A 23,203-nucleotide genomic window follows, 5' to 3' on the forward strand; every position below is an offset into this window, starting at 1 on the left:
GAAGCGACCGGTCATCGCGTGGCTGCAGGTCGTCGCGATGGTCAACCCGATGACGTACGGCATCGACTCGACCCGTGCGCTCATGCAGGGGCAGGCGCCGGGCGCGGCGGCGCTGCCGGCGGTCCTGCTCAGCCTGCTGCTGTCGGCGTTCTCCGCCGTGGTCGCGGTCCGCGGCTTCCGCCGCCCCCTGTGACGGGCGGGGGTCAGCCGTGTCTGCGGGGTCGCGCCTCGACCAGGCCGGCCTCGTAGGCGACGATGACGAGCTGGGCCCGGTCGCGGGCGGCCGCGTACGCCGCCATCTCCCGCCGCGACCCCTGACCATTCCGCGCCCTCCGGGCGGATCAGATCTTCACCGTTTACTCTTCGTCGGCAATTCCACACGCAATGCAAAAGTCATGTGTTAGTAAAACTGAAGAATCTCGCCTCGCAGTTTTTGCTGACAGTATGACGCTAGCCACGCGCGCCCGACCGTGACGTTGACGGTCTACGCTCACGTCATGCCGGGCAACCAGCGCGACGCCGCCGACCAGTTCGCGTCGCTTGTCGCCGAAGCGTAGAAGGCATGATCCACAGGCCGGAAGTATCACGGACCCGTTTGGAGGCAGACATGAAGATGCCCCGAGTCCGTGACCTGCACGTCCTCGGGGCCGATCTTGTGTCCGAGGGGGGACTTGAACCCCCATGCCCCGTAAAGGGCACTAGCACCTCAAGCTAGCGCGTCTGCCTATTCCGCCACCCGGACAGTGGTGCCTGCACGTGAGAACGTCTCCCCGCGTCGGCTGCACTAGATTAGCAAACTCCGGGCACTGCGTCATACCGGGAGTCCCACGAGGGTGCGGTGGGGCCGTACATGGGATGCCGTGGGGGGTCTCCCCGGTGCCAGGCCGGGATCTCTTGGACGTGTCCTCGGGTGGCAGTCCGGAGGCCTTTAGGCAGGCCGGGATGCCTGTGGGGCCGGTTGGGCGGCAGGATGGTGGGCGTTAGCGCGTACCGAGCCGAAGGAGCACGTATGACCACGTTCAACGCCGAGGACGAGGTCGTCGAGCTGTGCCGTGACCTGATCCGCATAGATACGACGAACGCAGGGGACAACGCGGGGCCGGGGGAGCGGGTCGCCGCCGAGTACGTCGCGGGGAAGCTGGCCGAGGTAGGTCTGGAGCCGCGGATCCTGGAGAGCGACAGCAAGCGGGCCAACGTGATCGCCCGCATCGAGGGGGAGGATCCGAGCCGTGAGGCTTTGCTGCTTCATGGGCACCTTGATGTCGTTCCTTTCAACGCCGGCGACTGGACTCATCACCCGCTGAGCGGCGAGATCGCCGACGGGTGCGTCTGGGGCCGCGGCGCGGTGGACATGAAGGACATGGACGCCATGATCCTCGCGGTCGTCCGGAAGCGCCTGAGCGAGGGGCGCAGGCCGCCGCGCGACATCGTGCTCGCGTTCACGGCGGACGAGGAAGCCGGCGGTCATTACGGCGCGCAGTGGCTGTCCACCGAGCACAAGGACCTGTTCGAGGGGTGCACCGAGGCGATCGGCGAGGTGGGCGGGTTCAGCGTCTCAGTCGACGAGGCCAGGCGTCTCTATCTCATCGAGGCCGCCGAGAAGGGCATCGCCTGGATGAGGCTCACCGCCGCCGGGCGCGCGGGGCACGGCTCGATGCTGAACAGCGAGAACGCCGTCACCGAGCTGGCCGAGGCCGTCGCCCGCATCGGGCGCTACGAGTGGCCGGTACGGCTGACGCCGACGGTGCGGGCCTTCTTCCACGAGGCCTTCGACATCGAACTGGAGGCGGACGACGCCGAGGCGACGGTGGCCAAGCTCGGACCGCTGGCCCGCATGATCGGCGCGACGCTGCGGAACACGGCGAACCCGACCATGCTCTCCGCCGGGTACAAGGCGAACGTGATTCCGCAGACCGCCACCGCGCACGTGGACGGCCGCTTCCTGCCGGGGTACGAGGAGGAGTTCTTCGCCACCCTGGACGAGCTGCTGGGGCCCAACGTGACCAGGGAGTTCGTCTACCACGATGTCGCGGTCGAGACGGCCTTCGAGGGCCCCCTCGTACGTGCGATGGCCGACGCGCTGCACGCGGAGGACCCGGGCGCGCGGGCGGTGCCGTACACGCTCTCCGGCGGCACCGACCTCAAGGCCTTCAGCCGCCTGGGCATCCGAGGGTTCGGGTTCGCGCCGCTGAAGCTGCCCGCCGACCTGGACTTCTCCGGGATGTTCCACGGCATCGATGAGCGGGTTCCGGTGGATTCACTCCAGTTCGGGGTGCGGGTTCTTGACCGTTTCATCGACGGGTGCTGACGTGTTCCTCGAAAAACCGTTGCCATCACTCGCGGTGCTGATACGGTAACTTTCCGTTGAGGGGTTGGTCCGACGATCCGCCCTGCGAACGGGTTGGTCGAGGAGTTCGGGGAGGTCACGTGGCACGCATGCCGAAAGGGCGGCGGAGGGCTGAGTCGCCCGCCGTCACCCTGTGCGTGCCCGTGACCGCCTCAGGTGGTCAGGCTCAGACGATCGTGACGCGGGAAAGCCGGATGGCACGGTTCGTGGCCGGCTCCCGGTTCGGTCGTCTGCTGGCCATCGGTGGTCTGATCGCCGCCGGCTGGCTCCTGAGCGTTCTCTTCGCCTGTCTAGGCGCCGCTCCCGCGGCTGCGGATGCCCATATCCCCGCGGGTCGGGCGCCGACTGTCGAAGCCTCTAAAACGATCAGGGTCGGCCAGGCCGATGCCGCGAAGGCCTCCAGGGCCGGAGCGGCGGGTCATTCCGTCTCCCCACCCCTCCATGTCGCTGCCGGGTCGGCGTTGGCCGACGGTTTCCCCACGGTCAGCGACAGCGCCCTGGCAGATGCCGGGGCGATGGCCGGGCGCACCGTCGACGGCCTCACCAGCCAGTCGAAGCCCGCTCTTCCCGCACCATCCACCGCCGACCACTCAGCCGGGGACAACGGTTTCGTGCCCCGGGGCGGTGGCTCCGGTCCGTACGGGCCGGGTATCGGGGACGTCGCGAGGTCCGTTTTCGACCCGCGGCTCATGGTCGCGCCCGCTCTCGTGGCGAGTGCGCCCGCCCCTGTCGTCCGCACCGCAGCTGACGACCCTTCTTTCTCTCCCGACTGATCCCGCCTCTGCACCGGCCCTGACCTGAGCTGTCCGGCCGGTGGCGGAGCGCGCCGCTGATCTCTTCCCCCCGGGAGTGACCTGTGCCGTCTCCGCGCGGGTGAAGCGTCATTCCAGTCTCGCGACGAAACCTCGGGCTCCACCGTGCGGCTGTGCGGCCTCTCACGTGGCATCCCCGTGTGCTCTTCGCGGTCTGTCAGGTACTCCCCCCAAGAAATCACCAAGGAGCGATCTGTTATGCGAACGTGGGCGAAGGGCTCCGCTCCCGCAGCTCTTCTTGCGGTAGGCGTCATGGCTCTCAGCAGTGGTACGGCTCTGGCCGACACCTCCGGCACCGGTTCGGTGGGCGGCGGCAACCAGATCAACCTGCCGATCAACATTCCCATCGACATCAGCGGCAACGCCGTCGCCGTGGCCGGCGAGTCGTCGGCGTCTTCCCGCGGCGGCTCGTCCGTCCAGGGCTCCGGCGCGGGCGGCATCCAGGGCAGCACCTCCGGGCACGGCAGCGTGCTGGGCGGCAACCAGGTGAACGCACCGATCAGCGCCCCCATCAACGCCTGCGGCAACGCCGTCTCCCTGGTCGGACGCTCCGACGCCGGCTGCGAGGGCGGCGCGGCCGTCAAGAACGGCGGTGGCGGCGGAGGCGCGGGCGGCAACCTCACCGACGGGCGTCACAGCATCCTCGGCGGCAACCAGATCGTCGCCCCGATCACCGCTCCGATCAACGCGTGCGGCAACGCGGTGGCCGTCCTCGGCGAGGCGGCCGCGGGGTGCCGGGGCGGTTCGTCGGTCCAGAACGGCGGCGGCGGGCGTGGCGCGGGCGGCAACCTCACGTCCGGGCACTCCTCCGTCCTCGGTGGCAACCAGATCGTCGCTCCGATCACCGTTCCGATCAACGTCTGCGGCAACTCCGTCGCCGTCATCGGCGGGGCGTTCTCCGGGTGCCGGGGCGGTGCGCACGTCAAGGGCGGCGGCGGTGGCAACGGCTACAACGGGAACGGCCCGCGTCCCGGCCCAGGCGCCGGGGGGAACTACACCGACGGGCGCCACAGCATCCTCGGCGGCAACCAGATCATCGCCCCGATCACCGCTCCGATCAACGTCTGCGGCAACTCCGTCGGCAACGGCAGCGCGGGCTGCGAGGGCGGCATCAGCGTCCCGCCCGCAGGCCGTGGCGGCGGCGCGGGCGGCAACCGCACGTCCGGTCACTCCTCGGTGCTCGGTGGCAACCAGATCGTCGCTCCGATCACCGTTCCGATCAACGTCTGCGGCAACTCCGTCGCCGTGCTCGGCGAGGCCTTCGCGGGCTGCCGTGGCGGCGCTACGGTCAAGGGCGGCGGGGGTCGTGGCGCGGGCGGCAACCTCACCGACGGGCGTCACAGCATCCTCGGCGGCAACCAGATCGTCGCCCCGATCACCGCTCCGATCAACGTCTGCGGCAACGCGGTGGCCGTCCTCGGCGACGCCGCCGCGGGTTGTCTCGGCGGTGCGCACGTGGGCGGCGGCGGTGGCGGGCAGAACGGGTACGGCCACTGGGCGCGCAGCTCAGGCCGGGTCTCCAGCGCCAGGCCGGAGGGCTACGGCCTGCTCGCAGAGATGCCTCTCGTGTCGGCGCTCCACGGCGAGCGCGGGGCGGGCGACGTGACCCGCCAGGCCGGCGAGGCCGCGCCGGCCGGTGGGCTTCCCGAGCCGCTCGGCCTGCCCAAGCCGCTCGGCCTGCCCGAGCTCCCGGTGACGCCGGGCCGCGCCGATGGGGTCCAGAAGCCCTCGGCGCCCGACGCCGACAGCCCGCTCGGGACGGTCGGGAAGGTCCTCTCCGGCACCCCCGCCTCCGGCCTCGTCGGCGGCTCCGCGACCCGCGACCTGCCGGTCAACACGGGCCTGATGAGCGCCGAGCAGCCGATGGGCGTCACGGGCATGAACACCGGATCGCTGGCGGCCCTGCTCGTCGGCGCTCTGTTCGCCGCCTCGGCCACCCTGTTCGCCGGCACCCGCCGCCTCCGCCTCCGGCGGAAGTGAGCCGGGCTGTGACCCCAGGTCATTCCGCGGTGATCCAACGGCGGAACCCAGACCCCTTCATCGTGAGAACGGTGAAGCCGTGAGCCCTTCGCCGTGAGAGCGGTGAAGAAGCAGAGACCTCGCCGTGAGGCCGCGGTGAGGACGCAGGCCCCTCGCCGCCGGAGAGCGGTGAGGACGTAAGCCCTTCGCCGGGTCATCGCGGCGGAGTCATAGACGCTTCGCCGTCGCGAGTTCGGCCGTGGTACTGGGCCGCTGAGCTGGACTCGCGCGGCGGAGCACAGATGCTTTGCCCGTTCCGGGGGCGCGGCCCGGAGCGGGCAAAGCCATGTCCGGGGGGTTACAGTGGGGCCGACGGAGATTACAGTGTGCTGGCCACTCGTAGGATCTTGCGGCGCAGCCGTACGTACCGACGGCCATCGGGATACAGCCGCAGGAGGTCCAGCTCCCAATGTCCGTATTCTGCATGCTCAGTAAGAACCCTGCGAGCGGTTTCCCGCGAGGTCCCGCGCGGGAGATACAGGTCCAAATAGGAGTACTCGAGCACAGCGGTTAGTCTCCGAAGGGTGTGCAAGGGGACGCTGGCACTCTCTGGGCTCTATTCTGCGTCCTCGTGGGTATCGGGTCCAGGTAGGTGGAACACCGGCAAGTGACCGGGTAGTCCGACGGGTTACCTTCATGCCTGTGACGGATCAATCGGAGCGCCGCCCTCGGCGCTTCGTGCATGATCGACAGGAGAACGACAGCGAACAGCGAGGTAGGAAGCAGCGTGCCAGCCAACAACGGCAACGCCGGCGGAACCCGCCTGGTGATCGTCGAGTCGCCGGCGAAGGCGAAGACGATCGCCGGGTACCTCGGGCGCGGCTACATCGTGGAGTCCAGCATCGGCCATATTCGGGATTTGCCCGAAAAGGCCGACGACATCCCCGAGAAGTACAAGGGCGAGGCATGGGCTCGCCTCGGGGTGAACGTGGACCACGAGTTCGAGCCTCTCTACGTTGTGAACCCGGACAAGAAGTCGCAGGTGTCCAAGCTCAAGCAGCTGCTCAAGGACGCCGACGAGCTCTACCTCGCCACTGACGAGGACCGCGAGGGCGAGGCGATCGCCTGGCACCTGCAGGAGGTCCTCAAGCCCAAGGTCCCCGTGCACCGCATGGTGTTCCACGAGATCACGCCCCAGGCCATCCGTGACGCGGTGTCCAACCCGCGTGCCCTGAACCTCCGCCTGGTCGACGCGCAGGAGACCCGCCGCATCCTCGACCGGCTCTACGGCTACGAGGTCAGCCCGGTCCTGTGGAAGAAGGTCAAGCCCCGCCTCTCGGCCGGGCGCGTGCAGTCGGTCGCCACCAGGCTGGTCGTGGAGCGCGAGCGCGAGCGCATCGCGTTCACCTCGGCCGACTACTGGGACCTGCAGGCGCTCTTCGACACCGGCCGCGACGAGGACCCGAGGACCTTCAACGCGACGCTGACCGGCGTGGACGGCCGCAGGGTCGCCCAGGGCCGCGACTTCGCCAGCACCGGCGCGATCAAGAGCCCGGAGACCCTCCACCTGGACGAGCAGGCCGCACGGGCCCTCGCGCAGCGCCTGGAGAGCTCCACGTATTCGGTCACGTCGGTCGAGAGCAAGCCGTACACGCGCAAGCCGTACGCGCCCTTTCGCACCACGACCCTCCAGCAGGAGGCGAGCCGGAAGCTCGGCTTCTCCGCCAAGTACACGATGCAGGTCGCCCAGAAGCTGTACGAGAACGGCTTCATCACCTACATGCGTACCGACAGCACCACGCTGTCCGAGACCGCTCTGGCCGCCGCCAGGAACCAGGCCGTGCGGCTGTACGGCTCCGAGTACGTCCCGGACAAGCCCAGGGTGTACGCGAGCAAGGTGAAGAACGCCCAGGAGGCTCACGAGGCCATCAGGCCCTCTGGGGACGAGTTCCGCACGCCCGGCGAGACCGGGCTCACCCAGGACATGTTCCGGCTCTACGAGCTGATCTGGCAGCGCACGGTGGCCTCCCAGATGAAGGACGCCGTCGGCGAGTCGGTCAGCGTGCGCATCGCGGGCACCTCCAGCACCGGCGAGAGCGTCGAGTTCAGCGCCTCCGGCCGCACGATCACCTTCTACGGCTTCCTGAAGGCGTACGTGGAGGGCGCGGACGACCCGTCGACCGCCCGTGACGACTCGGTGAGCCGGCTCCCCAACCTCGGCCAGGGCGACCCGCTGACGGCCCTGGAGCTGGGGGCCGAGGGGCACTCCACCCGGCCGCCCTCCCGCTTCACCGAGGCGTCGCTGGTCAAGGAGCTGGAGGACCGCGAGATCGGCCGCCCGTCGACGTACGCGTCGATCATTGGCACGATCCTCGACCGGGGCTACGTCTTCAAGAAGGGCACGGCGCTGGTGCCGTCCTTCCTGGCGTTCGCCGTGGTCAACCTGCTCGAACAGCACTTCGGCAACCTCGTCGACTACGACTTCACCGCCGAGATGGAGAAGGTCCTCGACGACATCGCCAACGCCAGGGCCGAGCGGGTGCCCGAGCTGCGCCGCTTCTACTTCGGCGAGCAGGGCGACGAAGGCCTGAAGGAGCTGGTCAGCGACCTCGGCGACATCGACGCCCGCGAGATCAGCTCGTTCCCGATCAAGGGCACCGACATCGTCATCCGCGTCGGGCGGTACGGCCCCTACCTCGACCGCGACGGGGCACGCGTCAACGTCCCCGAGGACCTCGCGCCCGACGAGCTCACGGCGGAGAAGGCCGAGGAGCTGTTCAGCCAGCCGAGCGGCGAGCGCGAGCTGGGGGTCGACCCGGCCACTGGGCACATGATCGTGGCCAAGACCGGGCGTTTCGGGCCGTACGTCACCGAGTTGCTTCCCGAGGAAGAGGCTCCCGCCGACGGCAAGAAGAAGACCAAGAAGGTCGCCGCCAAGCCGCGTACGAGCTCCCTGCTCAAGTCGATGTCGCTGGACACCGTGACGCTGGAGGACGCTCTCAAGCTGCTGTCCCTGCCCCGCGTGCTGGGGGAGATCGACGGCGAGGAGGTCACCGCGCAGAACGGCAGGTTCGGGCCCTACATCAAGAAGGGGACGGACTCCCGTTCGCTGGCCTCGGAGGAGGAGCTCTTCACGGTCACGATCGAGCAGGCCAAGGAGCTGTTCGCCCAGCCCAAGCAGCGGGGGCGCGGCCGTGCGGCCGCCGCTCCGCCGCTGCGCGAGCTCGGGGTGGACCCGGTCTCCAAGAAGCCCGTCGTGGTCAAGGAGGGCCGTTTCGGGCCGTACGCGACCGACGGCGAGACCAACGCGTCGCTGCGCAAGGAAGACTCCGTGGAGGAGATCACGATCGAGCGGGCGGCCGAGCTGCTCGCCGAGCGCCGCGCCCGTGGCCCGGCTCCGAAGCGCACGCGCGCGAAGGCCGGCGCCAAGTCCTGACGTGCCCCTGAGGACGCCTCACGCCTGCCGTGAGGCGTCCTTACGCGTTCTGAAGGGTCAGGCGAACAGGGAACGGCCCCAGTAGTCGCCGGCGTCGCGGAGCCCGGGCGGGCAGGCGAACAGGCCGCTGGAGACGTGCTTGATGTACTCGTTCAGCGTGTCCTTGCGGGCCAGCTCCATCTGGATGGGGACGAACTGCTTGTGCGGGTCCCGCTGGTAGGCGATGAAGAACAGCCCCGCGTCCAGCCGTCCCAGCCCGTCCGAGCCGTCCACGTAGTTGTAGCCCCGCCGCAGCAGGTGGGCGTTCCCGTGCGTCGAGGGGTGCGCGAGCCGTACGTGGGAGTCCATCGCGATGACCGGGGTGCCGTCGGCGTTCTTGGCGGCGAAGTCCAGCTCGTCGAACTCCTGCTTCTTGCCGAGCGGTGCGCCCTCGCCCTTGTCGCGGCCGAAGATCTGCTGCTGCTCGGAGAGCGACGTCCTGTCCCAGGTCTCGATGTTCATCCGGATCTTGCGGGTGACCATGTAGCTGCCGCCGCTCATCCACGCGGGGCCGTCACCGGGCGCGACCCACAGTTGCTGCCTGAGCAGGGCGGCGTCTTCGAGCTTGAGGTTGTTGGTGCCGTCCTTGAAGCCCATCAGGTTGCGCGGGGTGGCCTGGGCGCGCGAGGTCGAGGACGTGCGGCCGAAGCCGAGCTGCGACCAGCGGATCGACACCTTGCCGAAGCCGATCCTCGCCAGGTTGCGCACCGCGTGCACCGCGACCTGCGGGTCGTGGGCGCAGGCCTGGACGCAGATGTCGCCGCCCGAGATCTCCGCGAGGAGGTCATCCCCGGGGAACCTCGGCAGGTCGGCCAGGGCGGCGGGCTTCTTGCCCGCGAGGCCGAAGCGGTCGTCGAACAGCGACGCCCCGAAGCCGATGGTGATGGTCAGCCCGGACGCGGGCAGGCCGAGCGCCTCGCCGGTGTCGTCCGGCGGGGCCTCGATCGCGCCGCCGACGGCGCCGAACGTCCCGGCGTCCTTGCCCTGGGTCATCCGTACCGCCGCGGCGGTCCACTCCTGGAGCATGTCGACCAGTTCGTCGCGCTTCTTGGTGATGACGTCGAAGCTGACGAAGTGCAGGCGGTCCTGGGCGGGGGTGACGATGCCGGCCTGGTGCTCGCCGTAGAACGGCACGGGGTCGGAGGCGGAGGCCGCCGCGGCGGGAGCGGGGCCCTCCAGGACGGCGTGGGTCGCGAACGCTCCCGCCCCGACGGCGGCCACGCCTGCCGCTCCGATCCCGAACAGTTTGCGGCGGTTGATCTGCGTCACTTCGCCTCCTCGCCTGCCGGCCCGCCCGTACGCGGCCGGGCCGCGGGACTGGGACCGCTCACTGGGCCACCACCGCGGCCACCTTGCTGATGGGCTCCGCGAGAGCGTTGATGGCGTCGGACAGTTCCTTCAGGTCGGCCTTGGACAGCTCGGTGTGGAGCTTCCAGCCGTCGCCCGACCTGTGCTTGCCCAGGGCCTCCTCGGCGGCGGGGAACTTCTCGTCGAGCGTCTTGACCAGGTCGGGGGCGCGCTCGGTGAGCACGGGGCGCAGGGCGGCGATCGCCCCCTTCGACCCTTCGAGGTTGGCGGCGAAGTCCCACAGGTCGGTGTGGGAGTAGCGGTCCTCCTCGCCGGTGATCTTCTTGGTGGCGACCTCGTCCAGGAGCGCCTTGGCGCCGGTGGCGAGCTTGAGGGGCTGGATCCTCTCGGTCGTGGCCCGCTCGACGATCTTCTTGATGTCGGCCATCAGCTTGTCGGCCAGCGGGCCGTCCTTGCTGATGTCCTTGGCCTGCCACAGGTCCTTCTCGATCTTGTGGAAGCCGGTCCACTCGGCGCCGGGCTCGACCGCGTCCTCGCGGGCGTCGATCGCCGGGTCGAGGTCGCCGAAGCTCTCGGCGACCGGCTCGATGCGCTCCCAGTACGTCCGGGCGACCGGGTACAGGGCCTTGGCCTTGTCGATGTCGCCGGCCTTGACGGCGTCCACGAACTCCTGGGACTTGATCAGCAGCGCGTCGGTCTGGCTCTTGACGTACCGCTCGTAGTCCTTGGCCGCCTGGGCGAGCTTGGCGTCGTCGGAGAGCGGCGCGGCCTCGCCGCTGACCTTCAGCGGGTTGCGGATGCCCTTGCCGATCATGCCCGGCTTGCAGGCCGCCTCGTACGCGCCGGCGGGCAGCTCGACGATGACCTCGCGGGTGAGGCCGGGGACGATGTTCTCCACCTCGCCCATCACGCGGTCGCCGGCGGCGTACACGTAGAACTCGGTGACCTTGCTGCCCCCGTTGGTGACCGAGAACGTCGAGGTGCCGGCGGGAAGGGCCGCCGTGGACACCTTGCAGTCGGTGTCGGAGGCCGCGACCGTGATCTTTCCGGGCTTGCCGGAGGTCTGGGCGGCCGTGTCGCCCCCGCCGCTCGTCGACGAGCAGGCGGTGAGTCCCGCCAGGGCCAGCGCGCCGGCGGTGAGGGCAAGGGGGGTACGCATGGTTCTCCAGTTCAGGTGGACCGAGGTCATGAGGAATGAAGGTGGGTCAGGAGGAGGCGGAAACCGCGGGCGTGGACGGCGCGCGGGAGGCACCGGGCCCCTTGCGGGACGGCATGACGAACAGCACCAGCACCGGCACGAGGTAGGCCAGCCAGGCGATCGTCTCCAGGATGCTGGGCTGCGGGGTGAAGTTGAAGATCCCGCTGAGCAGGGTCGTGTACCAGGAGTCGGGCGGCAGGGCGCTCGTCAGGTCGAAGGCCGGAGTGTCGAGCACGCGCACCACGCCCGCCTCGATGAGGTCGTGCACGCCGTACTTGAAGATGCCCGCCGCGACCACGATCAGCAGCAGGCCGGTCCAGGTGAAGAACTTGCCGAGGTTGATGCGCAGCGCGCTCGCGTACAGCGCCCAGCCGAGCGCGACCGAGGTGGCGAGGCCGAGGCTGATGCCGATGAGCGGGGTGGCGCTGGTGGTCGCGCCCTGGGCGGCGGCGAAGAAGAGCAGCGCGGTCTCCAGGCCCTCGCGCGCCACCGCGAGGAAGGCCATGACGACCACGGCCCCGGCGCCGAGGTTCAGCGCGTCGCTGAGCTTGGCCCGCAGGTCGCCGGACAGACGCCGGGCGGCCGTGCGCATCCAGAAGATCATGAAGGTGACGAACACCGTGGCGGCGAGCGACGCGATCGCGTCGAAGAGCTCGTGCTGGCGCGAGTCGAGCTGGGCGGCGGTGAAGGTGAGCAGCGCGCCGAACCCGACCGACAGGGCCACGGCGGCGGCGACCCCGCCCCACACGAGCGGCAGCCGGTCACGGCGGTCGCTCTTGACCAGGAAAGCGACAAGGATGGACACGACAAGGGTCGCTTCGAGGCCCTCTCTCAGACCGATGAGATAGCTCGCGAACACTGTGCTCTCCTGGGTGCTTGCCTTAGCCTTGCCTAAATTAGGACAGGATTACCTTATCCTTGGCAAGAGGGTGACCCACAGTGGGCACCACCTTTCTGTTCAGCGGGTCTCGCGCGTGGGTGACTTTTCGCTGGCGCCGGGGAAGGCGCTGTTGCCCTCCGGTGAGAGCTGGAGGGCTGGCAGAGTGCTAGCTGGGAAGGTTGTCCGGTTCCGGATGTGGGATCATTCCGACCTTTCCCTGCATGTCGCCTGCGAGGGGCACCGGGTAGGTAATACGCTCGGGGGAGGAGCAGGTAGGCGATTCTGTTCTGCCTTCGATCCACCCCAGCCCAGCGAGCACCTGGATACGCTGACATCATGACCACCTCCGGCCGGTCCGCCACGCGTCGTAAGCCCCCGCACGTGCTGGCGAACGCACCATTTCGCCGGCTCTGGACGGCCATGGCGGTCTGCAGCCTGGGCGACTGGCTGAACATCATCGCGATCACGGCCTTCGCCGCGTACCTCACCCGTGACTCGGGCTACCAGGCGCAGAGCCTCGCCATCGGCGGGGTCTTCGTCGTCAAGATGCTGCCCGCCGTCCTGCTCGGGCCGCTCGCCGGCGCGTTCGCCGACCGGTTCGACCGGCGGCTCACGATGTTCTTCAGCGACCTGCTGCGGTTCGCGCTCGTGCTGTCGATCCCGCTGGTCGGCAGCTACCAGTGGATCATCGTCGCCACGTTCCTCGTGGAGTGCGTGAACCTCTTCTGGGTGCCCGCCAAGGACGCGACCGTGCCGAACCTCGTTCCGAAGGAGCGGCTGGAGGAGGCCAACCAGCTCAACCTGCTGGTGACGTACGGCACGGCGCCGGTCGCCGCGGCGCTGTTCGCGGTGATCTCGGTGGTCGTCGAGGTGGTGGGCAAGGCCGTCCCGAGTCTGGCATGGGAGCCCGCCCACCCCGCGCTGGTCATCAACGCCCTCGCCTACCTGGTCTCCGCGTTCCTGATCTTCACGCTCAAGAGCATCCCCAAGGAGCACACGACCAGGGTCTCCACGCCCTCGATGCTCAGGCAGATCGTCGAGGGCTGGCGGTACGTCGGCGCGAACCGCATGGTGCGCGGCCTGGTCATCGGGATGCTCGGCGCCTTCGCGGCGGGCGGCGCGGTCATCGGCATCGCCAAGGTCTACGTCGTCACGCTCGGTGGCGGGGACGCCGCGTACGGCATGGTCTTCGCCGCGGTCTTCATCGGCATGGCCCTCGGCATCTTCTTCGGCCCGCGCCTGCTCAGCGAGCTGTCGCGGCGGCGCCTGTTCGGGCTGGCGATCATCACGGCCGGCATCGTGCTCGCCGCCACCGCGCTCATCCACAACCTGGTGATCGTGGTCATGCTGGTCGTCGTGCTCGGCGCGTGCGCGGGCATCGCGTGGATCATCGGGTACACGCTGATCGGCCTGGAGGTCGAAGACAGCCTGCGGGGCCGCACGTTCTCCTTCCTGCAGTCGCTCGCCCGGGTCACCCTCCTGCTCGTGGTCGCCGTCGCCCCCGCCCTCGCCGGCCTGTTCGGCAAGCACAGGTTCTCGATCGGCGCAGGGGTGGTCTACAACTTCGACGGCCCCAACCTTGTCATGCTGATCGGGGCGATCGTGGCGGTCGCCGTCGGCATGCTCGCCCTCCGGCATATGGACGACCGGCGCGACGTGCCCATCGGGTCCGACCTGATGGCCGCCCTGCGGGGCGAGCGGTTCGTGCCCGAGACCGCCGACCAGTCGCGCGGCCTGTTCATCGCCTTCGAGGGCGGCGAGGGGTCGGGCAAGACGACCCAGTCGCGGCTGGTCGCCATCTGGCTGCGCGACCAGGGCTTCGACGTCGTCCAGACCCGGGAGCCCGGTTCCACCAAGGTCGGCATGCGGCTCAGGGCGATCCTGCTGGACGCCGCCCACCAGGGGCTCTCCGCCCGCGCCGAGACGCTGCTGTACGCCGCCGACCGCGCCGAGCACGTCGAGAAGGTCATCCGCCCCGCGCTGTACCGCGGGGCGATGGTCACCTGCGACCGCTACGTCGACTCGTCGCTGGCCTACCAGGGAGCCGGGCGCGAGCTGGAGCCGCAGGACGTCGCCAAGGTCAACTCCTGGGCCACGAGTGGGCTGGTGCCCGATCTCACCGTGCTGATCGACGTGCCGCCGTCGGTCGGGCTCTCCAGGCTGGGCTCGCCCGCCGACCGCATCGAGTCCGAGCCGCTGCAGTTCCACGAGCGGGTCCGCCGCGAGTTCCGGGCGCTGGCCGCCGCCGACCCCGACCGCTACCTCGTCGTGGACGGACTCCAGAGCCAGGAGGAGATCTCCCGGCTGATCCAGGACCGCGTCCGCGAGATCCTTCCCGACCCCGTCCCGCAGGAGACCGAGGCCATCACCGGCACGATGCCCGCCATCCGCGACTAATCTGGCCTGCGTGACAGTCTTCGACGACCTGGTGGGCCAGGAGCAGGCGGCGGCGGTGCTCCAGCGCGCCGCGGCCGCCGCCGCCGAGGCCATCGCGGGAGGGCGGGGTGCGGGCATGACCCACGCCTGGCTGTTCACCGGCCCGCCCGGGTCGGGGCGCTCCGAGGCCGCTCAGGCCTTCGCCGCGGCCCTCCTCTGCCCCGACGGGGGCTGCGGCCACTGCGACCTGTGCCACCAGGTGAGCGTCGGCTCCCACCCCGACGTCGAGGTGGTACGTCCGCAGGGGCTGTCGTACAGCGTCAAGCAGACCCGTGAGCTGGTGCTGCGCGCCTCGGGCGCCCCCACGCTCGGGCGGTGGCGGGTCATGCTGTTCGAGGACGCCGACCGGGCCACGGAGGCCGCCGCGAACGCGCTGCTCAAGGCCATCGAGGAGCCTCCGCCGCGCACGGTGTGGCTGCTGTGCTCGCCCTCTCCGGACGACATGGTGATCACGATCAGGTCCCGGTGCCGGGTCGTCACCCTGCGCACGCCTTCGACGGAGGCGATCGCCCACATGCTGGCCACACGCGACAACGTGCAGCCGGAGATGGCCCGGTTCGCCGCGCGGGCCACCCAGGGGCACGTCGGCCGGGCACGACGGCTCGCGCTGGATGACGAGGTGCGCCGCCGCCGTGAGGCCGTCCTGTCGCTGCCGCGCTCGCTGACCGGCGTCGGCGAGTGCGTCGACGCGGCCGAACGCCTGGTCAAGACCTCCTCGGAGGATGCCGAGGAGGCGACCACCCACCTCAACGAGTCCGAGACGACCGAGCTGCGCAAGATCTACGGGGAGGGCTCGACGGGCAAGGGGCTCAACAGGGGGCTCGTCCGAGGCGGCGCGGGCGCGATGAAGGACCTGGAGGACAGGCAGAAGTCGCGGGCGACCCGCATCAAGCGCGACTCGCTCGACGTGGCGCTGCTCGACCTGGTGGCCTTCTATCGTGACGTGCTGGCCGTGCAGTTCGGGGCCTCGGTCGAGCTGTCCACCGAGGACCGCGGGGCCGACCTCGCGGCGCTCGCGCGATCGAGCCCGCCGGAGGACACCTTGCGGCGGATCGACGCGATCATGCTCTGCCGCGAACGGCTGGCCGCCAACGTGAACCCCCAGATCGCCGTCGAGGCCATGACGATCTCCCTGTGGCGTCCCCGCCCGACGAGCTGATCACCGGAGCCGACCGGCGCGCCGTACGGCAGGCCGTCGAGCCCCTGCCGGGCGTCTCCAACATCGTCGACGGGGCATGTGCCGGTACCGGCACGTGCTAGCCACGCCGGTTGGGTATTGCCTTCCAGAACCGATGTGCGCGTAATGTGGGGCCCAAGCGCACCGGTTCGCGCGAGTGTGCTTGGGCGCAGGCGTGAGCCGTACCGGCGAGGAGGCTGAGGCGTTCCGTGGGCATGATGATGGCCGTGAGCTTCGCTCGCTACGGGAGGCTCTACTACCTCGATCCGGGCGGCCACAGTCCGAAGGTCGGCGACAAGGTGCTGGTCCCGACGGACGCCGGGCCCGAGGTCGCCGAGTGCGTCTGGGCGCCGCAGTGGGTCAGCGAGGACATCGACGGCCTGCCGGTCTGCGAGGGCATCGCGGACGAGGAGCACCTGGGGCGTGACGAGGGGAACCGCCGCCGGCGCGCCGAGGCCCGCAGCGTGTCCAAGCGCCTGATCAAGCGGCACGAGCTGCCCATGAAGATCGTCGGCGTCGACTATCTCGACGCCGACAACGTCTACACGGTGTACTTCTCCGCTCCGCACCGGGTCGACTTCCGCGCGCTCGTCCGGGACCTCGCCCGCAACTTGCGCGCCAGGGTCGAGTTACGGCAGATCGGGCCGCGTGACGAGGCGCGGCTACAGGGCGGCATCGGCCCCTGCGGGCGTGACCTGTGCTGCGCGACCTTCCTCAAGGACTTCGAGCCGGTGTCGGTCCGCATGGCCAAGGACCAGGATCTCCCGGTCAATCCGCTACGCATCGCCGGGGCCTGCGGGCGCCTGATGTGCTGCCTCAAGTACGAGCACCCCTTGTACCAGGAGTTCAGGGCGTCGGCGCCGCGCGTGGGGCTCGCGGTGGACACGCCCGAAGGCTCGGGAACCGTCGTCGGGCACAACGTGCCGTCCGACTCGGTCGTCGTACGGTTGAACGACGGGGGACGCAGGTGCGCATGCTCGAAGGCGAGCGTGTGCGCGCCGCGCAAGCAGCACGACGCGAAGTACGGCGGACAGGAATCCGCTGAGGAGTGAAAGCCCAGGTGGGCGGGGTAGGAACTAAGCGCCGCGCGGTTGATCAACTGGCCGGCGTTCCACAACGGGGGATAGGTGGTCGGCGCATGATGCGCTTTTCAGGCGCTAGCCGTACGGCTACCGCTCTTGTCGCGGCGATGCTGGTCGCCTCCGCGTGCTCCGCCAAGGGAGCCGCGGAGCATCCGAAGGACGGATCGTCATCGGTTGATCCCCCGGCCGGCGCGGCCGCCACCCAGGCGCCTTCGGACGCGCTCGCGCCGTTCTACACGCAGAAGATCGCCTGGACGCCCTGCAAGGACAACTTCCAGTGCGGCCGGCTCGACGTCCCGCTCGACTACGCCAATCCCGGCGGCGAGCGCATCAAGATCAGCGTGGTGCGGCTCCCCGCCACGGGCGCCGACCGCGTCGGGTCGATCCTGCTCAACCCCGGAGGCCCCGGCGGGTCCGGCATCGAGTACGCGCGCGCCGCCAAGACCGTGCTGAGCCCGGCCGTCCTGTCCAGGTTCGACACCGTGGGCTTCGACCCGCGAGGCGTCGGCGAGTCCTCTCCCGTCCGCTGCCTCTCCGGTGCCCAGCTGGACAAGTTCATCGGGCTCGACGGCACTCCTGACAACCCGGCCGAGGTCGCCGCGCTGGCGAAGGGCGCCAAGGAGTTCGCCGAGGGGTGCGAGGCCAAGTCGGCCAAGCTCCTGCCGCACGTCGGCACGGCCGACGCCGCCCGCGACATGGACGTCCTGCGGGCCGCCCTCGGCGACAAGGGCCTGACCTACCTGGGCAAGTCGTACGGCACCTACCTGGGCGCGGTCTACGCGGACCTGTTCCCGAAGAAGGTCCGCGCCCTGGTCCTGGACGGTGCCATCGACCCCTCCCTCCCCCCGGTGCCGGACATCAACGCCGCCCAGGCACGCGGTTTCGAGGTGGCGTTCCGCTCGTTCCTGGACGACTGCTTCAAGGAATCCTCGTGCCCGTTCTCCTCCAGGAACACCGACATGGCGCTGACGCAGCTCTCGAACCTGCTGCAGGCCGCCGACCAGCATCCGCTGCGTAACAACACCGGCGACGGCCGCAAGATCGACGAGTCCTGGACGACGCTGGGCATCGTCACCGCGCTCTACGACAAGCGCTCGTGGCCGGTCCTGCGGGCCGCCCTCGGCCAGGCGTTCCGCGGCGACGGCACCACACTGCTGAAGCTGGCCGACATCCTGGTCGACCGCCACCAGGACGGCACGTACTCCAACCAGACCGAGGCCAACATGGCCGTCAACTGCCTCGACCATCCGTACCCGCACAAGATCTCCGCGTACGAGGACGCCGCGCGGGCGGCGCAGAAGGAGTCCCCGCACTTCGGTGCGTACGTCATGTGGGGCTCGCTGCCGTGCGAATACTGGCCGGTCAAGCCGACGGGCGTCAACAAGCCCCTGAAGGCCGCCGGCTCACCCCCGATCGTGGTCGTCGGCACCCAGCGCGACCCGGCGACGCCGTACGAATGGGCGAAGTCCCTGGCCTCTGAACTGTCGTCGGGCGTACTCCTCAGCTACGACGGCGACGGCCACACCGCCTACCGCACCGGCTCGACGTGCATAGACGAAGCCGTAGACCGCTACCTGATCTCCCTGACCCCACCCAGCAAGGGCACCCTGTGCCCGAAGGTGACGTAGCAGGGTCCACGCGGCGGGTTCGCCCACATCTCGGCGCATCCAGCAGTCGGTCCCACTCGTAATGCGCAGGGGTGTGACGCCCTTAGGCAGTTCCATCGACTCACAGGGCGTTCTCCGGTCCGGGGAGCGCCCTTGATCGTTAGTCGCGGTTCTGGTCGTCTCTCCACGGCACACGGCCTGTCCGCGCGTATTAGGCTCAGATCCAGGCTGACGTCCCGCATTCAGCGACCAGCCCTGGGCTGGTTCCCAGCCGGAGCGTCTGGCGGCAACCGCCATGACCTCTCGCTCGTGGACTCACGATTGTGCCGCCACCGATTCGTACGTCGAGAGCCCTCCCACGCCGTCGAGCGCTGGTCGCATCCCCCTTCTGGTTCCAAGGAGCTGTCCCATGTCCGCGAGTAAACGCCGTCTGCGCTGGAACGCCGTGCCGCAGGATGTTCGCCGTGCCGTCGAGGACCTCCTCGACGGCCAGGTGGTCGACGCCCGCAGTTGTGCCGGTGGGTTCTCGCCCGGGCTGGCCTCACGTCTGCGCCTGGCCGACGGCCGGCGCTTCTTCGTCAAAGCCATCAACGCCGACCAATGGCCCTTCGAGGTAGCCGCCTATCGCGACGAAGCACACGTGGCAGCCGCCCTACCGGCGGACATTCCAGTGCCCCGGATGATCGGGACCATCGACGACGGGCACTGGGTCGCACTCGCCTTCGAGCACATCGACGGCACCGAACCCGCGCAACCCTGGACCATTCCCGAGCTGAGGCGAGTGCTCGCGCGGCTCACGAGCCTGTCGCAGATGCTGACCCCCTCGCCGATAGCCCTGCCGCACGAGCATCCCCGGCTGGGCGGATGGGCCGAAGTCGCCGCAGACCCCGAACTGCTGCGACTGCTTCCGGAGCAGTCCCGGTGGGCGGCGGACAACCTCCCGTTACTCGTCAGCGCCGAACAGGAAGGGCATCAGTTCGCGTACGGGGAATCCCTCGTTCACTTCGACCTGTTCCCGCACAACGTCCTCCTCACCGACGACCAGGTCCGGTTCGTCGACTGGCCGCACGCCAGGCTCGGCTCGCCGATCATCGACCTCGTCATCCTGCTGTCGAGCGTCGCGGCCGACGGCATCGATCCGGACCCGTTCCTTCAGGAGCACCCGATCGCCGCGGGACTCTCCCCACGCGCCATCGACGGTGTCATCGCCGCCCACGCCGGCGCGTTCCTAGGTAGCGCCCTCCACCCAGCATCACCGGGACTGGAACCGATCGTCCAGACCAAACGTGCCATCGGCCTGGCCACTCTCACCTGGCTTCAACAGCGGCTCACCCAACGCGGCTGACCCTGCGCATCGCCATTTCTGGACGGACCCGCCAGAATCTCATCGCGAAACTCGTGGTGAGAGCCGCATCAGCGTGGCCACGCTGGGCTGTGTAGTTGGAGGATGTCGAAGGTCTCGTTGATCCAGGTTCGCTCCAGGCGGTTGGTCGTGATCTGTTTGAGCGCCTGGTACGCCTGGTCGGGCCTTGTGTAAGACCGTGAGTCTTTGGAGAGAAGATCTGCGACATGGCCGGACAGCGCCTTGAACGCGAGATACGGCGGAGCTTCCGAGCTGATCCAGGGGAAGGTCTGAGGCTCTCCGGTGCTTGGATGTACCGCCTTGGTGTGCAGGGACGTGCCCTCCTTGATGGACGCGCGCAGGCATTGGAAGGCCTGACGGAAGCAGCCGAGGAGAGTGCATTCCCGTTCCGAGAGGTTGTGCTCGGCGGCGAGGCGGACGAGCAGCGACTCCAATTCGCCCTCCGCGTTCGCGGCGCGTTCCAGCAGGTCACGCCTGAATTCCTGGTGATCGGGCAGTTTGGACGAGGTGCCGCTCCACAGCTTCCAGATCGCGAAGAACTGCCCATAAATGGCGTAAAAAGCGCCGAGAGCTTGTAAGTCCAGCTCTCGGCGCTTCTTGCGTTCATCCCATTTGGCGGTCAGCCGGTTGCCGACGAGCCAGCCTACGGCCAGGGTCAGTAAGGCGACTACCAGGCTCGGAACCGCCTTGATGCTCTCCGCCCATAACTGCTGGCCCACCGCGTATCCCATCTCATCGCCATGTGGATAGCTGATGGCCAATCATGTACCACGACTGAGGGCGGTGGGGGCTGGTGTTGTGGGTTGGGGGGCGCGTACGGTGTTCGGCGTCGTGGGCGGGTTCGGGTGGGCGGGGGTTGAGTGATGAACACGGACGCACGGGTCGAACGGGCGAGGCTGCTCTATGAGCGTGCGGTCTTCGGTGGGGATGCCGGCGTGCTGCCAACGGCCGATCGGGAGTTGGACGCGGTGGAGGCGGATCTCGCGCTGGCGCGTGGCCGGGTCATGCACGCGCGTTTCCTTGAGGACAGGAACGAGGATCCGCGGGAACTGGCGCTGTTCGAGCGTGCGGCGCGGCTCTACCGGGAGCTCGGCGACCTGCGCGGCGAGGGTGAGTCACTGCTCTGGATCGGCATGTTCCACCAGGTCGTCCGCGATGACGGCGACGCCGCACTTCCGGCCCTTGAGCGGTCGTACGAGCTCGCGGGGCAGGCCGGTGACACGCTGACGCTGTCGTACGCGCTTCGGCACCTCGGATTCGCGGAGCACATGGCCGGCCGGTTGGACGCGGCGCGGGAGCGGCTGGAGGAGTCGACGCGGCTTCGCCAGGAGCTGGGATTCCTGCCCGGCGTCGCGGCGAACCTGGTCGGGCTGGTCTATGTCGCCGTTGCCCAGGGGCGCCGCGACGACGCGCTCGCGCTGGTCGAGGAGGCGGCGGCGATCGCCGAAGCCAGTGGCGCGAAGGGCATCATGCGTCAGATCGACGAGGCACGCACGCAGCTGTAGAAGCCGTCAACCGGCTGTCGGGCGCCGGAACAGGGCGGACAGGAGAAACGGGAGGCCGAAGAGCGGGCCGTCGGGGGGCTGCTCTTCCATGCGCCGCATCTCGACCTCGGTGAAGTCGGAGAAGATCCAGCGCAGCGCGTCGGGTGTGTAGGCGAGGCCTCCGTGCAGCCGGCCTTCGCGGTAGAACTCGTCGTCGGGCAGTTCGGAGCCCATGGCGCCCGCGGCGAAGCAGGTCAGGGCGAGGTGACCGCCGGGAACGAGCACCCGGTCCAGCAGGTCGCGGTAGCTCACCCGGCGGTGTGGCGGCAGGTGGTGCAGGCAGCCGGAGTCATAGACCAGGTCGTATCGGCCGAGCTCAAGCTCGGCGGTGAAGGCGTCGCCGCAGTGGAAGCGGACGTCGGCGCCGGCGTCGCGGGCTCGCTCCTCGCCCCAGGCCACAGCGGTGGAGGAGAGGTCGACGGCGTCCACCTCGAAGCCGAGCGAGGCGAGGTGGATGGCGTTGCGACCCGGTCCGCAGCCCAGGTCCAGGGCACGTCCCGGGGTGAGCAGTCCTCGATCGAGGTAGGACGCCAGGCTCTCGTCCGGCTTGGTCGCGAAGAAGGGAACGGGCTTCGAGCGGTCGGCGTAGAAGCCGTCCCACCATGTCGAGGCGTCCCCCGTCCACCGGTCCGCGTCCGGGGCGAAGAGTCGATCCAGCAGGTGCATGACGTCGTCTACTGAGCGGATGGTCCGGTCCACCTGGAACCTCCCGAGAAGGTGGCCGCCCCGCGCGGCCGACCAAATAGTCGTTTTCAGCGACTCCACGAGGCGTCACTGCTTGGTGGTGAAGATGATTTCCACGCGGCGGTTCTTCGCGCGGTTCTCCTTGATCGGGCGTCCCTGGACGATGTTGGGCAGCTTGGGCCGGGTCTCGCCGAAGCCCTTGGCCTGGAAGGTCACGCCCGACAGCTTTCCTTGGAGCGCCTGGCGTACGGCCTGGGCCCGCTTGAGGGAGAGCACGTTGTTGTAGGCGTCGGTGCCCTGGTCGTCGGTGTGCCCCTCGACCTTGACCACCCCGCCCGTGGACTCGGCCTGGATCTTCGCAGCGACCTGTTCCAGCCGTTTGCGCGCCCGCGGCGTCAGCACGGACTTGTCCAGCGCGAACAGCACGTCGCTGGTGAGCGCCACGGTGACTTCCTCGCCGCTCTTGGACTCGCTCTCCGTGCCGTCCATGGACTCGGTCTCCGGCACGATGTCCTCGACGGGGAACACCAGGTCCTCGACGGTGAAGACGGAGCCCGGCGGGACCGCGGGATCGGCCCAGGCGGGTGAGCCGGCCCCGGCCACGAGCGCCGAGCCGACCACCAGTCCGGCCGCCAGCAGGCGCGGCGTGAGCCGGCGTGCGGAGGCCCACCGCGTCGCGAGCCGCCGCGTGCCGAGCCGTTCAGGAGATGGGGACATCGGTGAACACCCCCAGGTCGGGGAACTCGATGTTGACCTTGGTGACGTCGGCGGGCGGCGCGCCGTACACCGCGTACATCTCGAGGGACTCGCCGCTCTTGATGCGCTCGTTGACGCGGCTGCACACGCACTTGGCGTCCTCGCCGGTGCCGTTGCGGGCGACGCGGTAGCGCCTGCCGTTGACGGGATCGATCAGCGTGACGCCCCCGACGGTGAAGTCCAACGTGGCCGCGCCCAGCTTGGCGCCGACGTACCAGTCGCCGTTGTCGGTGTCGACGTTGTTCACGGTCCAGGTCAGCGTGGCTATCTTGCCCTGGCGCTTGAGGCCGGTGATGTCGATGCGCAGGCCGCTGCCGTCGTGCGCGACCTTGCGGCTGGCGATGGCGCTGAGCTCCTCGGTCGCGGCGGCCGGCTGCGCCTCGGTCGCGGTGGCCATCGGCTGCACTTCGGTGGGGGCCGGAGGCGTGGTCGGTTCATCCGCCTTCGTCTTCGTCTGGGAGACCGACTGCTTCTCCTCTCCGCCGCCGGCCTGCTGGCCTGGCAGCATCCCGCAGCCCGCCAGCATGGCCGCCGCCGCGACCAGAGAGAGCATCTTGATTCGCATGTTCGTCATA

Annotated in this window: 20 protein-coding genes and 1 tRNA gene; 12 read left to right on the forward strand and 9 right to left on the reverse strand. The window is 69.3% G+C overall.

The features are described 5' to 3' along the window. The first annotated feature begins 49 nt into the window (after positions 1–49). On the forward strand, positions 50–193 hold the full coding sequence (locus ACOZ38_RS01050) for a hypothetical protein (RefSeq protein ID WP_424528054.1): 144 nt from the start codon (positions 50–52) through the stop codon (positions 191–193). Between the two features lie 463 nt (positions 194–656). Here ACOZ38_RS01050 and ACOZ38_RS01055 read toward each other — a convergent pair. Next, positions 657–742, reverse strand: a tRNA-Leu gene (locus tag ACOZ38_RS01055). A gap of 267 nt (positions 743–1,009) precedes the next feature. Between ACOZ38_RS01055 and ACOZ38_RS01060 the strand changes: the two genes are divergently transcribed. From ACOZ38_RS01060 to ACOZ38_RS01070, 3 genes are all read left to right on the forward strand, one after another. After that, entirely contained in the window at positions 1,010–2,308 is a 1,299-nt protein-coding gene (locus ACOZ38_RS01060) for a M20/M25/M40 family metallo-hydrolase (RefSeq protein WP_405143172.1), read from the forward strand. A gap of 128 nt (positions 2,309–2,436) precedes the next feature. Beyond that, positions 2,437–3,120, forward strand: coding sequence for a hypothetical protein (locus ACOZ38_RS01065; protein WP_424536937.1), 684 nt, complete (start codon positions 2,437–2,439; stop codon positions 3,118–3,120). A gap of 291 nt (positions 3,121–3,411) precedes the next feature. After that, a complete protein-coding gene (locus tag ACOZ38_RS01070; RefSeq protein ID WP_424528056.1) occupies positions 3,412–5,139 on the forward strand; it encodes a chaplin family protein in 1,728 nt (575 codons plus the stop codon). A 358-nt stretch (positions 5,140–5,497) separates the two neighbouring features. Here the strand turns inward: ACOZ38_RS01070 and ACOZ38_RS01075 are convergent, their stop codons facing one another. Then, complete coding sequence (locus ACOZ38_RS01075) at positions 5,498–5,683, reverse strand: DUF5703 family protein (RefSeq protein WP_262847182.1); 186 nt, start codon at positions 5,681–5,683, stop codon at positions 5,498–5,500. Positions 5,684–5,905: 222 nt separating this feature from the next. Between ACOZ38_RS01075 and topA the strand changes: the two genes are divergently transcribed. Next, positions 5,906–8,554, forward strand: a complete 2,649-nt coding sequence (topA, locus tag ACOZ38_RS01080; RefSeq protein WP_424528059.1) for a type I DNA topoisomerase — start codon at positions 5,906–5,908, stop codon at positions 8,552–8,554. Between the two features lie 57 nt (positions 8,555–8,611). On the opposite strand, the gene efeB is transcribed toward topA, so the two are convergent. From efeB to efeU, 3 genes are read right to left on the reverse strand one after another with little or no spacing between them, the layout of a single operon-like run. Beyond that, positions 8,612–9,862 carry an iron uptake transporter deferrochelatase/peroxidase subunit gene (efeB, locus tag ACOZ38_RS01085; protein ID WP_424528061.1) on the reverse strand — a complete coding sequence of 417 codons (1,251 nt, stop codon included), beginning with the start codon at positions 9,860–9,862 and terminating at the stop codon, positions 8,612–8,614. A 58-nt stretch (positions 9,863–9,920) separates the two neighbouring features. Then, complete coding sequence (gene efeO, locus ACOZ38_RS01090; RefSeq protein ID WP_424528063.1) at positions 9,921–11,060, reverse strand: iron uptake system protein EfeO; 1,140 nt, start codon at positions 11,058–11,060, stop codon at positions 9,921–9,923. 46 nt (positions 11,061–11,106) lie between these two features. Beyond that, a complete protein-coding gene (gene efeU, locus ACOZ38_RS01095; protein ID WP_424528065.1) occupies positions 11,107–11,958 on the reverse strand; it encodes an iron uptake transporter permease EfeU in 852 nt (283 codons plus the stop codon). A 357-nt stretch (positions 11,959–12,315) separates the two neighbouring features. Between efeU and tmk the strand changes: the two genes are divergently transcribed. The 6 genes from tmk (at position 12,316) to ACOZ38_RS01125 (ending at position 19,626) form a co-directional block, all read left to right on the forward strand. Next, positions 12,316–14,376, forward strand: coding sequence for a dTMP kinase (gene tmk / locus ACOZ38_RS01100; RefSeq protein WP_405143179.1), 2,061 nt, complete (start codon positions 12,316–12,318; stop codon positions 14,374–14,376). Positions 14,377–14,386: 10 nt separating this feature from the next. Further along, the gene (locus ACOZ38_RS01105; RefSeq protein ID WP_424528067.1) at positions 14,387–15,574 is read left to right on the forward strand and encodes a DNA polymerase III subunit delta'; all 1,188 of its coding nucleotides are present in this window, start codon (positions 14,387–14,389) and stop codon (positions 15,572–15,574) included. Continuing rightward, a complete protein-coding gene (locus tag ACOZ38_RS01110) occupies positions 15,550–15,675 on the forward strand; it encodes a hypothetical protein (protein ID WP_424528069.1) in 126 nt (41 codons plus the stop codon). Before ACOZ38_RS01105 ends, ACOZ38_RS01110 begins: the two co-directional genes overlap by 25 nt. A gap of 138 nt (positions 15,676–15,813) precedes the next feature. After that, entirely contained in the window at positions 15,814–16,644 is an 831-nt protein-coding gene (locus ACOZ38_RS01115) for a PSP1 domain-containing protein (protein WP_424536938.1), read from the forward strand. An 86-nt stretch (positions 16,645–16,730) separates the two neighbouring features. Then, entirely contained in the window at positions 16,731–18,302 is a 1,572-nt protein-coding gene (locus ACOZ38_RS01120; protein WP_424528071.1) for an alpha/beta hydrolase, read from the forward strand. A 388-nt stretch (positions 18,303–18,690) separates the two neighbouring features. After that, positions 18,691–19,626: a phosphotransferase enzyme family protein gene (locus ACOZ38_RS01125; RefSeq protein WP_424528073.1), complete on the forward strand. Its 936-nt coding sequence runs from the start codon at positions 18,691–18,693 to the stop codon at positions 19,624–19,626. Between the two features lie 68 nt (positions 19,627–19,694). On the opposite strand, the gene ACOZ38_RS01130 is transcribed toward ACOZ38_RS01125, so the two are convergent. Then, entirely contained in the window at positions 19,695–20,405 is a 711-nt protein-coding gene (locus ACOZ38_RS01130) for a hypothetical protein (RefSeq protein WP_424528075.1), read from the reverse strand. 102 nt (positions 20,406–20,507) lie between these two features. Here ACOZ38_RS01130 and ACOZ38_RS01135 point away from each other — a divergent pair, with 102 nt between their 5' ends. Continuing rightward, a complete protein-coding gene (locus ACOZ38_RS01135) occupies positions 20,508–21,149 on the forward strand; it encodes a tetratricopeptide repeat protein (RefSeq protein ID WP_424528077.1) in 642 nt (213 codons plus the stop codon). Between the two features lie 6 nt (positions 21,150–21,155). On the opposite strand, the gene ACOZ38_RS01140 is transcribed toward ACOZ38_RS01135, so the two are convergent. From ACOZ38_RS01140 to ACOZ38_RS01150, 3 genes are all read right to left on the reverse strand, one after another. Next, entirely contained in the window at positions 21,156–21,887 is a 732-nt protein-coding gene (locus tag ACOZ38_RS01140; RefSeq protein ID WP_424528079.1) for a class I SAM-dependent methyltransferase, read from the reverse strand. A gap of 72 nt (positions 21,888–21,959) precedes the next feature. Then, positions 21,960–22,589: an OmpA family protein gene (locus tag ACOZ38_RS01145; RefSeq protein WP_424528081.1), complete on the reverse strand. Its 630-nt coding sequence runs from the start codon at positions 22,587–22,589 to the stop codon at positions 21,960–21,962. After that, positions 22,573–23,193: a hypothetical protein gene (locus ACOZ38_RS01150; protein ID WP_424528083.1), complete on the reverse strand. Its 621-nt coding sequence runs from the start codon at positions 23,191–23,193 to the stop codon at positions 22,573–22,575. Before ACOZ38_RS01150 ends, ACOZ38_RS01145 begins: the two co-directional genes overlap by 17 nt. Positions 23,194–23,203: the final 10 nt, after the last annotated feature.

The sequence above is a fragment of the Sphaerisporangium viridialbum genome, assembly GCF_049674955.1.
Lineage (GTDB): Bacteria > Actinomycetota > Actinomycetes > Streptosporangiales > Streptosporangiaceae > Sphaerisporangium > Sphaerisporangium viridialbum.

Excerpts from the sequence above, each read along its gene's own strand:
- ACOZ38_RS01050 (WP_424528054.1), top strand. The coding sequence starts at position 50 with ATGACGTACGGCATCGACTCGACCCGTGCGCTCATGCAGGGGCAGGCG.
- ACOZ38_RS01145 (WP_424528081.1), bottom strand. The coding sequence starts at position 22,589 with ATGTCCCCATCTCCTGAACGGCTCGGCACGCGGCGGCTCGCGACGCGG.
- ACOZ38_RS01120 (WP_424528071.1), top strand. The coding sequence starts at position 16,731 with ATGATGCGCTTTTCAGGCGCTAGCCGTACGGCTACCGCTCTTGTCGCG.
- ACOZ38_RS01115 (WP_424536938.1), top strand. The coding sequence starts at position 15,814 with ATGGCCGTGAGCTTCGCTCGCTACGGGAGGCTCTACTACCTCGATCCG.
- tmk (WP_405143179.1), top strand. The coding sequence starts at position 12,316 with ATGACCACCTCCGGCCGGTCCGCCACGCGTCGTAAGCCCCCGCACGTG.
- ACOZ38_RS01060 (WP_405143172.1), top strand. The coding sequence starts at position 1,010 with ATGACCACGTTCAACGCCGAGGACGAGGTCGTCGAGCTGTGCCGTGAC.
- efeO (WP_424528063.1), bottom strand. The coding sequence starts at position 11,060 with ATGCGTACCCCCCTTGCCCTCACCGCCGGCGCGCTGGCCCTGGCGGGA.
- ACOZ38_RS01065 (WP_424536937.1), top strand. The coding sequence starts at position 2,437 with ATGCCGAAAGGGCGGCGGAGGGCTGAGTCGCCCGCCGTCACCCTGTGC.
- ACOZ38_RS01125 (WP_424528073.1), top strand. The coding sequence starts at position 18,691 with ATGTCCGCGAGTAAACGCCGTCTGCGCTGGAACGCCGTGCCGCAGGAT.
- ACOZ38_RS01135 (WP_424528077.1), top strand. The coding sequence starts at position 20,508 with ATGAACACGGACGCACGGGTCGAACGGGCGAGGCTGCTCTATGAGCGT.
- ACOZ38_RS01150 (WP_424528083.1), bottom strand. The coding sequence starts at position 23,193 with ATGCGAATCAAGATGCTCTCTCTGGTCGCGGCGGCGGCCATGCTGGCG.
- ACOZ38_RS01070 (WP_424528056.1), top strand. The coding sequence starts at position 3,412 with ATGGCTCTCAGCAGTGGTACGGCTCTGGCCGACACCTCCGGCACCGGT.